This is a genomic window from Achromobacter sp. ES-001 (assembly GCF_019448355.1).
Lineage (GTDB): Bacteria > Pseudomonadota > Gammaproteobacteria > Burkholderiales > Burkholderiaceae_B > Achromobacter > Achromobacter spanius_B.
The window spans coordinates 269,768-284,237 of record NZ_CP079940.1 but is presented as its reverse complement, the minus strand read 5'-3'; the positions used below and the strand labels follow the sequence as shown (position 1 = coordinate 284,237).

11 protein-coding genes are annotated in these 14,470 nt (G+C 65.7%); 2 read left to right on the top strand and 9 right to left on the bottom strand.

Going from position 1 to position 14,470, the window contains the following annotated elements; all coding sequences use genetic code 11:
• Window positions 1–145: 145 nt before the first annotated feature.
• The 7 genes from KYT87_RS01325 to KYT87_RS01295 form a co-directional block, all read right to left on the bottom strand.
• Window positions 146–2,308, bottom strand: coding sequence for an HlyD family efflux transporter periplasmic adaptor subunit (locus tag KYT87_RS01325; protein ID WP_219991572.1), 2,163 nt, complete (start codon window positions 2,306–2,308; stop codon window positions 146–148).
• A 4-nt stretch (window positions 2,309–2,312) separates the two neighbouring features.
• On the bottom strand, window positions 2,313–3,767 hold the full coding sequence (locus tag KYT87_RS01320) for an efflux RND transporter periplasmic adaptor subunit (protein WP_219991571.1): 1,455 nt from the start codon (window positions 3,765–3,767) through the stop codon (window positions 2,313–2,315).
• An 83-nt stretch (window positions 3,768–3,850) separates the two neighbouring features.
• Window positions 3,851–4,972: an efflux RND transporter periplasmic adaptor subunit gene (locus KYT87_RS29685; protein WP_255593796.1), complete on the bottom strand. Its 1,122-nt coding sequence runs from the start codon at window positions 4,970–4,972 to the stop codon at window positions 3,851–3,853.
• A 22-nt stretch (window positions 4,973–4,994) separates the two neighbouring features.
• Window positions 4,995–6,596: a TolC family protein gene (locus KYT87_RS01310; protein WP_255444181.1), complete on the bottom strand. Its 1,602-nt coding sequence runs from the start codon at window positions 6,594–6,596 to the stop codon at window positions 4,995–4,997.
• A 409-nt stretch (window positions 6,597–7,005) separates the two neighbouring features.
• A complete protein-coding gene (locus KYT87_RS01305) occupies window positions 7,006–8,517 on the bottom strand; it encodes an AMP-binding protein (RefSeq protein WP_219991570.1) in 1,512 nt (503 codons plus the stop codon).
• Window positions 8,518–8,642: 125 nt separating this feature from the next.
• On the bottom strand, window positions 8,643–9,275 hold the full coding sequence (locus tag KYT87_RS01300; RefSeq protein WP_219991569.1) for an NrsF family protein: 633 nt from the start codon (window positions 9,273–9,275) through the stop codon (window positions 8,643–8,645).
• Window positions 9,275–9,844 carry a sigma-70 family RNA polymerase sigma factor gene (locus KYT87_RS01295; RefSeq protein WP_223264923.1) on the bottom strand — a complete coding sequence of 190 codons (570 nt, stop codon included), beginning with the start codon at window positions 9,842–9,844 and terminating at the stop codon, window positions 9,275–9,277. Before KYT87_RS01295 ends, KYT87_RS01300 begins: the two co-directional genes overlap by 1 nt.
• A gap of 377 nt (window positions 9,845–10,221) precedes the next feature.
• On the opposite strand from KYT87_RS01295, the gene KYT87_RS01290 reads away from it, so the two are divergent.
• Entirely contained in the window at window positions 10,222–11,295 is a 1,074-nt protein-coding gene (locus tag KYT87_RS01290) for an EAL domain-containing protein (RefSeq protein ID WP_219991568.1), read from the top strand.
• Here the strand turns inward: KYT87_RS01290 and KYT87_RS01285 are convergent.
• Window positions 11,255–12,202: a LysR family transcriptional regulator gene (locus tag KYT87_RS01285; RefSeq protein ID WP_219991567.1), complete on the bottom strand. Its 948-nt coding sequence runs from the start codon at window positions 12,200–12,202 to the stop codon at window positions 11,255–11,257. The two genes, KYT87_RS01290 and KYT87_RS01285, sit on opposite strands and share 41 nt — an antisense overlap.
• Window positions 12,203–12,300: 98 nt before the next feature.
• Between KYT87_RS01285 and KYT87_RS01280 the strand changes: the two genes are divergently transcribed.
• Entirely contained in the window at window positions 12,301–13,521 is a 1,221-nt protein-coding gene (locus tag KYT87_RS01280) for an MFS transporter (protein ID WP_104144741.1), read from the top strand.
• On the opposite strand, the gene KYT87_RS01275 is transcribed toward KYT87_RS01280, so the two are convergent.
• Entirely contained in the window at window positions 13,505–14,398 is an 894-nt protein-coding gene (locus KYT87_RS01275) for a DUF4261 domain-containing protein (RefSeq protein WP_219991566.1), read from the bottom strand. The genes KYT87_RS01280 and KYT87_RS01275 overlap by 17 nt on opposite strands.
• Window positions 14,399–14,470: the final 72 nt, after the last annotated feature.

Sequence of the window (14,470 nt, the reverse complement as noted above, 5' to 3'; positions counted from 1 at the left end):
AATACACCTCTCACAGAGATCGCTGAAGCGCGGCGCGTCGATGCGCCCGCCAAATTTCTTGCTACGAACAGGGCAGGCGTTGCCGACGGCAACGCCCCACATTCATGAAACGCGCCAACGGCGCGTTGACCAGATTTCAGGGGGCTCATGCGCCGGCCTCCCGCAACAGCACGCTGACCACGCGCCGCACGACGCGGCTGGCCAGGCTGATGGGTTCGCCTTTGATCTGCATTTCGCCGCGCAGCTCGGTCAACGGGCGATCGTCGCGCGATGCGTCGGTGACGTTGGCGGCCACTTCGAACACGGCCTGCTCGGCGCGCAGCCTGCCTTCGAACTGGCGCGCGGCCACGTCACCGCCATGAGCGGAAGTCAGGATCCAGTTTTCCAACGTGTCATTGGCCGCCGCGCCAACGCGGGCGATCTGGACGGCGCGCGCGGGCATCAGGCGTTGCTCGTCCACGAATTCGCCACTGTCGCCTTCGCGGATGCGGCGCAAGTCATCGGCGTTGACGTAACCGCGCGCTTCCAGGCTGCCCGGCGCGGCGATGATCGCCAGCCGCGTCTTCTCATCCACCCACCGCCCCGGCGACAACTCCAGCGCCAGCTCGACCACCACGCCATCAATCGGCGCGCGCACCGCCAGGCGCGAACGCTCGCGCTCCAGGCCGGTGGCGCGGTCGCGTTCCAGCTGCACTTCGCGCGCCAGGGTCAGGGTTTCGGACAGGTCCTTGCGGTCGGCGCTGCGCCGATCCAGCCGTTCGTTCAGCAACCGTTCGCGTTCCCGCGTGGCCACCAGTTGTTGTTCGATTTCCGAGGCGCTCAACGCCATCAGGATCTGCCCGGCCCGCACCGTTTCACCTTGGCGAACGCGCACCGCTTCCAGGCGCGCGGGGCGCGGCGCAAAGGCGGGCGCCTGCTCGGTGGCGGTCAGCACAGCGGGGATGCGCACGGTGTACGGCAGCGGCACCAGCAACACGGCTACCAGCAGCACCAGCACGCCCAGCGTGATGAACGCCTGCCGGCCGACTTCGTGGCGGCGCTTGACCCACACTTTCATCTCGCGCCAGATCGGCAACAGGATGAACCAGCTGATCTCCACGGCAAACAGGAAGATGCCCAGGATCTTGAAGAAGTAGTGATAGACCAGCAACGCGATACCCAGGAACAGAAAGAAGCGGTAGATCCAGGTGGCGTAGGCAAAGCCGATCAGCAGCAGGCGCGTGTGGCCGTAGGTGGGTTCGGGTTGTTCGTCGCCGTAGCCGAACAGCCGTTCGCGCATCCACCAGCGCGCCATCGCGAACGAACGGTCTTGCAGACCGGGAATGCCGATCAGGTCGCTGAACAGGTAGTAGCCGTCAAAGCGCATCAGCGGGTTCAGGTTGACCGCCAGGCTCAGCACCCAGCCGGTGGTGGCCAGGGCAAAGGCCACGTTGCGCCACGGGCCGTCTGGCACGAATACCCAGGCCAGCGTCGCAAACACCGCCACCAGCAATTCCACGGCCATGCCCGCGCCGTCGATCAGCACGCGCTGGCGGCGCGGCAAGCGCCATGCGTCGGTGGTGTCCGTGTACAGGATGGGCGTCATCACCACGAACGCCACGCCCATGGTGGTGACGCGCGAGCCCAGGCGCACGGCCGTATAACCGTGGCCTAGTTCGTGCAGGGTTTTTACAAAGGCCAGGCTCAAGCCGAAGGCGATCAGGCCGGTGGCCGAGATCATGTCGGGAAACGTATGCAGGAAGGCTTCCCACTGGCGCGACACCAGATACAGGCCGGACACGCCCAGCAGCAGCGCCAATATCCAGAACGTGCGCGAGAAGAACGGCGTGACCAGCGGCAGCGTGCGGCGCAAAAACGCATCGGGGCGCGCCAGCGGCACTTTGAAGAACAGATAGCTGTGCAGCATGCGCGTGGCCAGCGAACGCTTCTGCGCGCTGCGCTGCTGCCGCACGCGGGCATAGGTTTCGCCCGCGGCCGGGGCAACCAGTTCATGGCGTTGCAGGAACTCGATCAGCCCCAGGATCTTGTGATCCTCGGGCGCGCGGCCGGTGCTGCGCGCCACGGCCGAGCGCAACGCGCCGACCGTGCCCTGATGCCATTGGGCCAGCATGCCGACCGTGTCCTGGTCGACAGCAAAAAACCGGTGCGCGGCCGGATCATGGATGCGCCAATTGCCGCCCCATTCCCCGGCGCGCGTGCCGCCTTGGTCGCGGATCAGCCGCAAGTCCTGGCGCAGCGGCGGCAGCACGCGGGCGTCCAGGCTGGCTTCAGGGTCAGCGTCGTCGATAAGCAGGGCGGTGGCGTCCATGGCGTCAAACTCCGGTCCATTGGCGCAACGCCGTGATCGGCCGCCGCAGCAGGTAATAGAACAAGGACACCGGCTCGCCATAGACGCGCGCGGTGCCGCGCAGGCCCAGACGTTCGGGCACGGCGGTGGGATCGTTCACGCGCGCCAGCACGGTGTAGCTGGACACGCCCGCTGCGTCGGCATCGGCGCGGTACGCCACGCGCACCACTTGCGCGTCCAGGGGGTCCAGCGGCGCGGCATCCAGGAACACGCGCACGGCAGCGCCTTCGTGCAAGTTGACCGAGTCGGCCACCGGCACCTTCAGTTGATATTGCACGCGGTTGGGGTCGGCCACGCGCATGATGGCTTCGCCCACGGCCACCGGACGGCCCAACCAGTCGCGCGGGTCGCCATACAGCGCCACGCCATCTTGCGGCGCGCGCAGCACCGCCTTGGCCAGCATGGCGCGCGCGTAATCCCGCTCGGCCGTCGCGACCGATTCTTCGCTTTGGGCGACGGCCAGTTCGCGCTTGGCGGTGGGGTCGGATACCGCCGCCTGTTGCAGCCGAAGCACCTTGGCGCGAGCCACTTCCACCTTCTGAATGGCGACTTCGTAATCGCTACGCAGCTGCGTGTCCACCAGTTGCACCAGCGGCGTGCCGGCGGCGACCTGCGCGCCAGGCGGCACCAGAATGCGTTCCACGACAGCGGGCAACGCCGCCGTCACCACGAACGGATCCTGCGGCGTGACCTCCACCGGCGCCAGCGTCGTCAGCGGCACGTGCACGAAAGCAAGCGCGGCCGCCAATACCGCCACGCCCGCCAGCAGCTTGGAACGGTGGCGACGCAACCCGGCGACGGGGCGCGACCGGCCGGCGATGGCGGATAGCCCGTGGGCATAGGCGCCGCCCAGACGGCCCGCCAGGCGCATATGGGCTTCGTCCCAGGGTTGGTCACGTGCCAGCAGCCAGCCGGCGCGTGGCGTCTGCCCTACGTCCGCCAGTGGCACCCACAGCAGCGACGTCAACACCGCGTCGGCCGAACAGGGGTCGTCGGGGTCCGCGTAGGCCTGCACGTCGAAGGTGCGCAGTGCCAGCGGGTCGGGTGCGTCCGGGCTGGGCCGACACAACGTGGTCACCATGTTTTCGTACCAACGCACCAGCGGCGCGTCGCGGTTCACGCTGGCCAGACCCGAGATGGCCGCCACGCGCCAGCGCCCGCCCGGCGCGCCTTCGAACACCAGCGCCTGGCCAAAGGGCAACAGCGCCACGGGCTCGTTGGCCAGGTGCTGCCACAACGCCTCCGCCGAGGTGCAACGGCGCAACTCGCCTTCAAGACGGATCAGCTGCGCGCTTGTGCTGCTTTGCGGATCGGCCGCCGCTACCGACGGCGCATTCGCCGCGGGGCGGGGCCGCGCGGCTTCGCCTGCCGCCGCCGGTTCAGCCGGCCCGCTACGGGAACTCGCCACATGAAGGGCCATGAAAACCACTCCTTACCGGATACCGCAAGCGCCGGGCGCTCGGGCGTGACCACTGGGGCCGCCCTTACGCGCCGGCATGAACCTCAACGCGCCGCGCTATTCATCGGCGGCGCACCGGCCTTGGTCACGCTGAACAGAGGCGAGGCCGTGGGGCTACCCACGCGCAGGGACGCTCTTGGCGCCGCATCCGCCTGCGGCGACGGGATAAGCGTGACGGCGGGCGGATGCCCTTCGCTACCGCTCGGCACGCGATAGACCGCCTGCACAGGCCCTTTCGCCGGGATCGCGGCGGCGCCGGGCATACCGGCTGCGGGGGTACCGGCGGCGGGCATACCGACTGCGGGCATACCGGCGGCCGGCGTACCGGCTCCGGGCGTACCGGCGGCGGGCGTAGCGCCTTCAGGCGAGGCCGTTAGCGGCCTGGCGGGCGCGGCGGCGGTGCCTTCCAGCGTGGCGCGTCCGCTCATGCCAGGCCGCACGCCCGCCGGGGCCTGATCGACGCGCGCCACGACCTTGACCGTCTGGCTGACCGCGTCCACGGCCGCCGACACGCGCGTGACCTTGGCGGGCATCACATCGCCCGTCTCATCCACGATGAAGTCCAGGCTGGACCCTTCTTTCAGCCACGCCAGCCACTTGGACGGCACGACCATGTGCAGTTCCATCGGGCCGTCACTGACGATAGAAATCAGCTTTTCGTTGGGCGGCGGCGTTTCGTCCAATCGCGCCAGCGTTTCGACGACGCTCCCGGCATAGGGCGCCACCACTTTGCAATCCACCATGCGCTGCTGAATTACGTCGGCCTGCGCCTGGCGCTCCTGTTGCTTGAAACGCGCGATATCGGCGTCGGCGCGGCCCGTGGCCGCCATGCGCAGCAGTTCGGTTTGCACCTTGGCGTTGCGCGCTTCCACGGCGGCCCCGGCCCGCGCGGCGCGCAGTTCGGCTTCCAACCGGCGGCAATCGAAGGCGACCAGCACGTCGCCCTGCTTGAACCGTTCGCCTTCACGCAGCGGCATGCTAAGGATCTTTTCGGATACGGAAGACGACAGCGTGGCCTCGGCCGTGGCGCGCAACACGCCGCGCGCGGAACCGCCATCGGCGGGTGGATCGGCGCCCCAGGCCGTGGCGCACGCCACCACCAGAGGCAACACCCAGCCACGGCGGCGCCAGCCGGTACGCGCCGCAAAAGTTCGTTGATTCTTCATGATGATCCCCGCCTAGGAAGGGTTAGCGTGCGGGCGCGGCAACCGCCACGCGCGTGTCCGGCTCATTGCCGGCGTAGCCACTGCGCGCCGTCCACATGGCGCGCAGCTTGTTCGCCAGCGCGGGCACCGGATCGGCCGTGCTCATCGTCGTATCGACAGGGTCGATACCCAACGAGGCAAACACGTTGGCGTAGGCGTTTTGCAGATCGGCCAGCGCCAGGTCGTAACGCACGCGGGCCACCAGCGTGTTCATCTGCTCGCGGATCAAGGTTTGTCGGCTGAGTTTTTCCGCCTTGAAGCCCGAATCGATCTGCCCTTCGATGCGCGCCTGCACGTCGTAGAAGCGCTGCGCGGTGTTCAGCTCGTCCTGGCGCAGCGCGTAGCGCGCCCGGCTCACTTCCACCTGCGTGGCCACGGCGGTGGTCAGCGCCAATTGGCGTTGGTCCAGCAAGTCGCCTTCGGCCTTGATCTGCGCCTTTTCGGCGGGCAGGCGGAACACGTTCAGCAGGTTCCAGCTGGCCACCGCGCCCCAGCCGATCCAGTTGCTGTTGTAGAGCAGGTCGTTGGTGCTGGCGTTCAAGCCGCCGAACAGCTTCAGGCTGGGCAGCGCACGCAACAACGCGGCGGTGTTTTCCTGATCGTTGGCGCGCAGCTGATACGCGACCTCACGCAATTCCGGCCGGTTCTCGATGGCCACTTGCAGCCAGGCCGCCGGATCGTCGGCAATGCCGGGCAGCGCAAGCGGCTTGTTGTTTTCCATGGCCGGTGGCATCGCGATGGTGTATTGCGTCGTGGGCGGCAAATTCATCAACGCGCCCAACTGCTGCTTGGCAACACCCAGTTCGCGGCCCAGCGCTTGCACGTCGCGGCGGATGCCCAGCATTTCGCGCTGGTAGCTCAACGGCGCCAACGGCGCGGTCAGCCCCAGCTTGTCCTGCTCGGCGGCCAGGTCCAACGCAGTCTGCGTGGCCGCTTCCAGTTCGCGGATCTTGCCCAGCAGGCGTTCGGCGCTGACGGCGCGCCAGTAGGCGGTGCGCACGTCTTCGATCAGCCGGTTCATGACCTTGCGCTTGCGCTCTTCGGCCATGTTGACCCGGTCGGCGGCTTGCTTGGCACGTACGTACGACAGGCCAAAATCCAGCACGTCCCAGCTCAGCTGCAAATTGCTTTGCAGCACATTCTTTTCGGACGAGGTGGACGGCTCCAGCGAGGTCTGCCCGGTCAGCAAGGACTGGCTGGCGCCGCCCGAATAGTTGTCACGGCCCGAGTAGTCCAACGACGCCACGAACTTGGGCAGCATGTCGTAGTGCTTGACGTCCAGCTCGCGCTGCGCCAACGCGACGCCCATCAATTCAACCCGCACGTCCAGGTTGTATTTGATGGCGCGAGCCATCGCTTCATACAGGTCCACCGGGCCGGCGATGGGCTCTTGTTCCGCGGTTGAGCGCGCGATCAGGTCCATGGCGCGGTCGCGGTTTTCGGCGGCTTCGAACTGCTTGGGCTGCACCGAGCAACCGGCAAGCAATACCGCTGACACGCAAGCGGCCAGGGTGCTCAAGCGAGCGATGTTTTCTATCCTGGGCCGGCGCGTGCCGCCGATGCAGTGGCTTACGATGGTGCTCATGTTCTTACCCTTGTCGCGCACGATCGCGTGCGTCCCTGACTGAATCCGCCTGTGCCGCGGCATCTAACTGCCGCGTCCACCCGCCTGGTTGAACTTCCCGAACCGTAAAGATCACTCGTATGAAACCGGCCCGGATACCTCTGCACGAGCCGCCCATACCTGTAAATACGAACGGCGGCAGCATCCGGTTACGGCCTCAATAGTTAAGGACGGTAAATTAAGGAAATAACTTTGAGGCATACCGACAGAACATCTCGCTTGGCCGACACGTTCTGCAATTTGCGAGGGGTTCGAAGTCGAGCCGGCGCACGCCGCGACCGCGCGAGCGGACGCCGTCCGCGCAACAGTCTTGCGACGTGCGGCAATTGCGTCAGTGAATTGCGTAATGAATGCGGCCAGGGCCGGACGTTCAAGGATTCGGGATCAGCGCGTCGTGCCGGGCATCTTCGGCAATCGCTTCGTCGAACTCATGATCGTGCAGGCGCAGGATCATCGAACGGCGCGGCCTTCCGCGTGAGGTGGCCATGCCCGAGATAAAAGAGAAAGGCGCCTTGGCCAGCGTCCAGCGCACCACCTTCGCGCGCTTGTCCAAGCGCGCATTGCAGCGGTCGATGGCGGCTTGTATTTCGGCGTCGGACAGGTTGGGCCCGATCAGCCACAGCACCGCGCAACATCCGACGCGCGGCTTCAGAAACACAACGGCCCGCATGAACAACGTGGTGTCCATCAATGCGCGTTCGGCATTCGCCTGAACCGGGCCGACGCGCGGCGTGGCGACGATGCTGGCGCCCACCCGGTCCAGCATCGTCACGTAGCCGTCCGCATCAATCTCGCCATGCCTGCCGGTTTCCAGCCAGGGCGGCACGGTGAAGTCGTCCAGATAGCCCAGGAAGCCCGTGCCCTGGATTTCAAGTTCGCCGCCAGCGGATACGCGCAGGCGCAGATGCGGCAAGGTCTTGCCCGCCGAGCCCGCGTGGCGGATGCCGTCGGTGTTCATCGTGACGACCGAGCCTGCCTGTGGCACGGAAAACGTCGGCACGACCGGCAGGCCGACCGCTTCGAACAGCCGCCGCACACCCAGCTCTTGCGCCGCGCCGTCGATCAGCGCGCAGCGCAATGTCACGGGTGCGCGCGCGCGGCGGTCCTGCAAAAAGGTTGCGTAGTCGACCATCGCCTGCGGTGTGGCCAGGAAGCTTTGCGCACCGTGATGCTCAAGCTCGTCGTGCAAGACCAACGGATCCACGCCCATCGCGTCCAGACCAAGGTGGTTGCCGGGCAAGGCGACGCAGGTGGCGCCTGCGATCAAGCTCGCGTAGGCGCCGATCACGCATTCTTGCAAGGTGGCTAGCGGCCGCGTCATCAGATGCCGCTTGATGCCACGGTCCGCCAGTTGATCCGCCACGGACTTCGCGGCCGACAGTAACGCCGACGCGCTCAGGCAGATGCCCCGGCCCATGTCCTCGCCCTCGGGATCGAACACGATTTTTGCGGTGCCCGGGGGCAAGCCGCGCGGGGCCGGCGCCACTTGCCGCATGAACAAGCCATCGCCACCGGGTAGCGTGACGGCTTGCAGCAGCCCCAGCCTGACCAGCCTGGCCGCCATGGCGCCCGGCGCAATCACCGTGTCCACCGCGCAGCGTTCCAGTGCGCGCGTCAGCACGCGGTCCGAGGCAAGCGGTGGCAGCGGCACGTGCGCAACGTTGGCCATCAGCGCCGCCACATCGTCCACGACCGTCCAGGGCGCGTTGTCCTGAAGCGTCAGCAGCACCTTGACCGATAGTTTTTCGTACAGCGCGCGCCGCTCCTGCACATAGGTGCAAAAGGCGCTATAGGACAGCGACGCTCTGGATCCGATCAACGCGGGGCGATACGTGCTGGCCGCGTGTTGAGTCAATACATCGAAGAATTCTTGGGCGGTCATGGGAAGCTCGTAGGCGCCGGCATGTTTACTTATTCGACGCAGCAGGCCGTTTCGTTACCGAGCTTCCAAATAACAACGGACCCGACAGGGTCCGTGATGACGTTTACTACACCGATCTCTTGCACTTACCACTGAAGCACGCGCGGCCCCAGCAGCATTCCCAGCAAACCGCTCAGCACCATACCCAGCGTGTACCAGACCGCCACGAACAGGAATGAATCTTCGGGGCAGATAAGGAAATAGCCCAAGGCGCCTTGCGCCCCCGCGAAGATGCCGGCGGAAAACCCGGCCAAACGCAAACGCGTGGGAGCCAACGTGCGCATGGTCCACAACGCGGCGGCCAGCGCAGGCAGGGAAAACAGCAAGATCAACAGCGAACACATCAGCCAGCTTTGGCCGAAAAACAGCGCGTCATACTGCTCGACTGAAACGCTCAACAAGTCAGTGGCACCGAATCCGAACATCACCAGCACCGCCAGCACCAAGCCCCACAAGGGCTTGCTCACACGAGATATCGGTCGGGACAGTTGCTTGACCAATATCCACCCGGCGGTCAGGACAGACATTGCGTAGGCCAGCTTGAACCAGCGGCCGGCAAAGGCGGACGGCGTTAACACGACGCCGTTGACCAACAGGCCAATTCCCAGGCTGGCGATCAAACCGGTCAACAGGGCGGTGCGCAGCTTCTTTGTGGTGTTGGGAGCGGGGGCCGGCCCCGCGCCGGTAGCAAGAAAGTCGATGAAGTCCTTCGTTTTCACTATATGACCACCTTGACGAGTTGGCTCAATCTTTTCAGTCCACGGTGCACTTGAACCCGGATCGCACCCTCTGACATTCCGATCCGAGAGGCCGCTTCCGCCACGCTTAACCCTTCCAACTTCGTCAACTCGATGGCTTGCCTTTGCGCAACGGGCAATACGGCAAGCAAACGGGCAAGGTCTACATGAGAAGTCGTTTCCGTGACATCGCCGGCCAACAGCGATTCGTCCACGTCATCAATAGAATCGTTAAGGGCACCATAGCGCCGATTACGCCGCCAGAAATCGATTAGCTTGTGACGAGAAATTGCATATACCCATGCGGACAGCGGCTGCGTAGGGTCATAGCTTGCGCGTTGCAAATGCAATGCCAACAGGCATTCCTGCACCAGGTCTTCGACATCGTCCTGCCAGCCGCCCATGCGACGACGCAAATAGGCCCGCAGTAAGCGCGCGATTCGCCCTAATACATCGCGATACGCTGTTTCATCACCCGCCTGAGCCTGCAACCACAGCGCTCTGAGTTCGGATTCCACAGCCCCCAAACGAGCGGAGAATTCTCTTGGCATGTCTTGCGCCATCCTGGTCAGCGACCTCGCCGACATTACGGCGCTTGGGGCTGATCCATGCAGCGGAGTATACGGGGCGAAAAAACGAACGGATACATAAATTTAGCGGTGCGGATTACCGTTCATTGCGCCGGCGTTGTTGCTCGCAAATATGCGTGCAAAAACAAATGCAAATTAACGTCAAGCATGCAACAAGCGCGCGCTTCGGAACGTATTAGTTAATGCGTGCTCGACGGTTTCGCACCTCAGGTGGACGTGTCCAGATGGTCACCGCGAGATTATTCGCGCGTCGGGAAGCACCGATTTCTTTTGCGTATTGACGTTAATTTTTTTTCTTCGCACCCATGACAATCTCTCATCGGTTTATGCGGCCGTGTGTGCCGTACTTTCTACTGCTGATCCTGGCGGGGATTGTGCTTGGCGTGGCGGTGGGCGCATTCAGTACGGCGGCGGATGCGCGCGATCTGGACGCGACGGCGCAACCGGCAGGCGGCGTGCTGGTGCCCGCGCTGGCCGGCGCTTTCGGCGGCGTATTGCTCAGCCTGCTGCTGTATCGCTGGTACAGCGGCGCGCCGGGCGTGCGCCACCGCATTAAGCGCGCCATGCGACGCGGCCATATCCACATGGTGTACCAACCGCTGGCGAACATGTCGTCGGGCCACACGGTGGGGGTCGAGGCGCTGGCGCGTTGGCCCCATGAAACGCTGGGCGCGATTGCACCCGAGACATTTTTTGCGTGGGCGGAAGCGACGGGTCTGGGCCGCCAGCTGACTCGGTATGTGGTGCGCGCCACGTTGGCCGATCTGCGCATCGCGCTGCGCGAGCCGGGTGATTTCTATTGCAGCATCAACGTGACGCCGCGCGATATCGAAGACATTTCGTTTGCGCGGTTCATGCTTGAAACGACACGCGAATTCGGTATCTCGCCCGAACGCATCGTGCTTGAGATTACGGAGTCGCTTGCCTTCGTGGTGGACGACCCGCGCACCTTGATTGCGCAGTATCTGCAAGCGGGGTTTCGTGTGGTCATTGACGACTTCGGCACCGGCTACGCCAACCTGAGCAATCTGCTGACGTGGGGCGTCAGCGGTTTGAAGCTGGATCGCACCCTGATCCGTTGGGTCAGCGCCAACGACTGGGCCGCGACCGTGCTGGAGTCGGTGTTCGAGATGACGCGCCGCATGAACATCTACGTGATTGTGGAAGGCATCGAAAGCCCCGAGCAAGCTCGCTATGTCCTGGCACGCGCGCCGGCGGCAACCGGACAGGGCTGGCTGTATGGCCGCCCGTGCCGCGCCGAGCTGCTGCCCGTGCTGGTCTCGCGCGCGGCATCGCCGCCCGCGTCGGCCAGTGCACCGGTTACGCCCGGCTTTTGCCCGGCGGCGCTGGCCGACGAGTCGTCGCGCGCCATCAGCCGCCGCCCAGCTCCACCGGCAGGTGTTCGCGCATGATTTCAATGAACCGACGCAAACGCGCCGGCTGAAAGCGCGACGGCGCGTACACCAGGAATACCGGCAGCGGATCGGCGCGCCAATCAGGCGCCAGATGCACCAGCCTGCCGGTGGCAAGGTCTTCCTGCATTGCCCAGGCCGAGCCCAGCGCCACCCCCAGGCCCAACAGCGCGGACTTGCGCAGCGCGTACAGGCCATCGGTGGACAGACGCGACTGGATGCCGAAGCGTTCAGTTGCCCCCGTGGCGCAATGCGTCAGGCTGACCTCGGTGCGATAGAACGTGCGCAGCGCCAGCCAGGGCAGGCGCGCCAGGTCGTCGGGATGTTGCGGGATGGGCTCGCCTTGCAGCAGGTCAGGCGACGCGATGACGATGCGTGGCACTTCACCCAGCTTGATGGCGATCACGGATGGATCGGTCACCGCGCCGACGCGAATCGCACAGTCCACGTTCTCGGCGATCAGGTCCGGCATGCGATCGTGCAGCAGCCATTCCACGCGCATGTTCGGATACTGCCGCAGATAGCTGGCCAGCGGATCGACGAACTGGTCCTGGCCGAACGCGTGCGGCGCCACCACGCGCAGCGTACCGATGGGCTCGTCGCCCGCGCCGCGCACCTCGCTTTCAAACGATTGCCAGGTAGCGATCAATTCCTTGGCGCGTTCATAGCAACGCTGGCCGTCTTCAGTCAGCCGGATCGCGTGGGTGGAACGTTGCAGCAGGCGCACCCCCATGGTGCGTTCAAGCAATTGCAGGCGGCGGCTGACGGTGGGCTGCGTGCCGCCCAGCTGCGCAGCGGCGGCCGACAGGCTGCCGGCCTCGACGATGCGCACAAAGGTCTCGATCAGCAGCAGGCGGTCGGTGGCGGCGGCGGTGGCGGCCGCGGAGGGCGGGGCAGAGGTGGTCATACGCCAATCGTATAACCGATGTACCCGCAAGTCGGCTACCAAAACGGGACGCGCGCGCCCAGAATCTGCCCCGTACATGATCTTTCGGACACCTCACCATGTCATCCCAAACCCCCACCTCTACCGCTGCCTTATCGCGCGGACTTGTTTTCCTTCTGGCGATCGGCGCCGGTCTGTCGGTAGCGTCCCTGTATTACAGCCAGCCGATGCTGGGCGTACTGGGCGTGGACATCCACGCCAGCGCCGAGACGCTGGGTTGGATCCCCACCCTGACGCAGCTGGGTTATGCGTTCGGCATCCTGATGCTGGCGCCCCTGGGCGACCGCCACGACAGAAAGCGCATCATCCTCATCAAGGCCGCCGTGCTTAGCGTGGCGTTGCTGGCCGCCGCCGTCGCGCCCTCTATCGGCCTGTTGCTGGCCGCCAGCTTCGTGGTCGGCCTGTCCGCCACGCTGGCGCAGGACATCGTGCCGGCCGCCGCGCATCTGGCGCCGGTCGAGCAACGCGGCAAGATCGTCGGCACCGTGATGACGGGGCTGTTGCTGGGCATCCTGTTGTCCCGCGTAGTCAGCGGATTCGTTGCCGAGCAGTTCGGCTGGCGCGCCATGTTCGTGGCGGCGGCGGTCACCATCGTGGCGCTGGGCGCGGCGCTGTGGCGTGGCCTGCCGCGCTTCGTGCCGACCGCGCAGCTGTCGTACGCCGCGCTGCTGGGCTCGCTGGCAACGCTGTGGCGCCAGCACCCCGGGCTGCGCCGCGCCGCCACGGCGCAGGGCTTGCTGTCGCTGGGCTTCAGCGCGTTCTGGTCGACCTTGGCGGTGATGCTGCATGGCGCGCCGTTTCACCTGGGCGCGGGTGCGGCGGGCGCTTTCGGGCTGGCGGGCGCGGCCGGCGCGTTGGCCGCGCCGCTGGCCGGCCGCGTGGCCGACACCCGTGGTCCGCTCGCCGTGGCGAGCCTGGGCGCCGGGCTGACGATGGTGTCGTTCGCCGCCATGATCTTTCTGCCGTTCCTGTCACCGCACGCCGCGCTGTGGCTGATCGCGGGTGCTGCCATCGGCTTTGACCTGGGCATCCAGACCTCGCTGATCGCGCATCAAAGCATCGTCTACGGCATCGACCCGGCCGCCCGCAGCCGCCTGAACGCCATCCTGATGACGGGCGTGTTCATCGGCATGGCTGCCGGTGGCGCGCTGGGCAGCCTGGCGCTGGCCCATTGGGGCTGGACGGGCGTGACGGTCGTGGCGGCAGGCGCGGCAGCGTTGGCGCTGGGCCTGCGCGTGTGGCCGGCCACCGGGAGCCGCGCGATTATTGCGGCGCGTTGATCTCGTCCGCCGTGATGATTTCGGCAACGAGTACCTGCGCGGGCCCGTCCAGGAAGTATTCCTCCTGGGTGGGCTCGCGCAGTTTCATATAGGCGTTCTCGCCGATCTGCATGGTGTGCCCGGCGGCCAGCTCCGCGCCGCTTTCCAGCATGTAGCCCATGATGTTGTTGAAGATGTTCGAGTAGTACTCGCCTTCATCATGGCCACGGGCCAGCGCCGCGAAGTCGGGCAGGCTGAACAGGTCGGCGCCATAGGTGCGCATCCACACGCCGGCCACGCCATCCACGTCATACTTCACAAAGCCGCAATACAGCATGTTCAGCGGCAGCGCGCGCAGCAGGTCCAGGCTTTCTTCACCCAGCGACTCGGCATCGAATACGCCGGCCGGCAACGAGGTGTGCGCATGTTCGTTCAACACCGCCACCGCGCCAAAGCCGGTCAACGCGCCGGCCACGGCGGCCAGCGCCACGTACTGCTCCAGCGGATCTTGCGAAAAACCCCCGTAGTACAGAACGATGTGGCTGGCGTGCGCGCGCACTTCGTCCTTGACCGTGCCCGGATAATGCGCCGACGCCACGCAGGCTTCCAACGCATCCTTGGGATAGGGCGCGTTAAAACCCACCAACCGCACCACGTGATCGCCCCAGCCGGCCAGGCCCAGCACTTCGGGCATGTCGGGCGCGATCTCGACGCGGGCATCGCTCATCGACGGGTGATACGCGCACAACGCCGCCCGCAAGCCGTCCTCGTCCAGCGCCAGGGGCTCGGCGAACAGCACCTGCAAGCTCAGCGGGTTTTCAATGGCGGGGTTGGCGACCAGCGCGCGGGCGTCGGCGGATTCTTCCTTGCGGCCGAAGAAGCGGGAGAAGATGCTCATGGGGTTGGGGCTATCCGGAATTAAAACGGGGGCAGTATACGTTTGCCCTTGGCGGGCCCGATGCCGATGTCT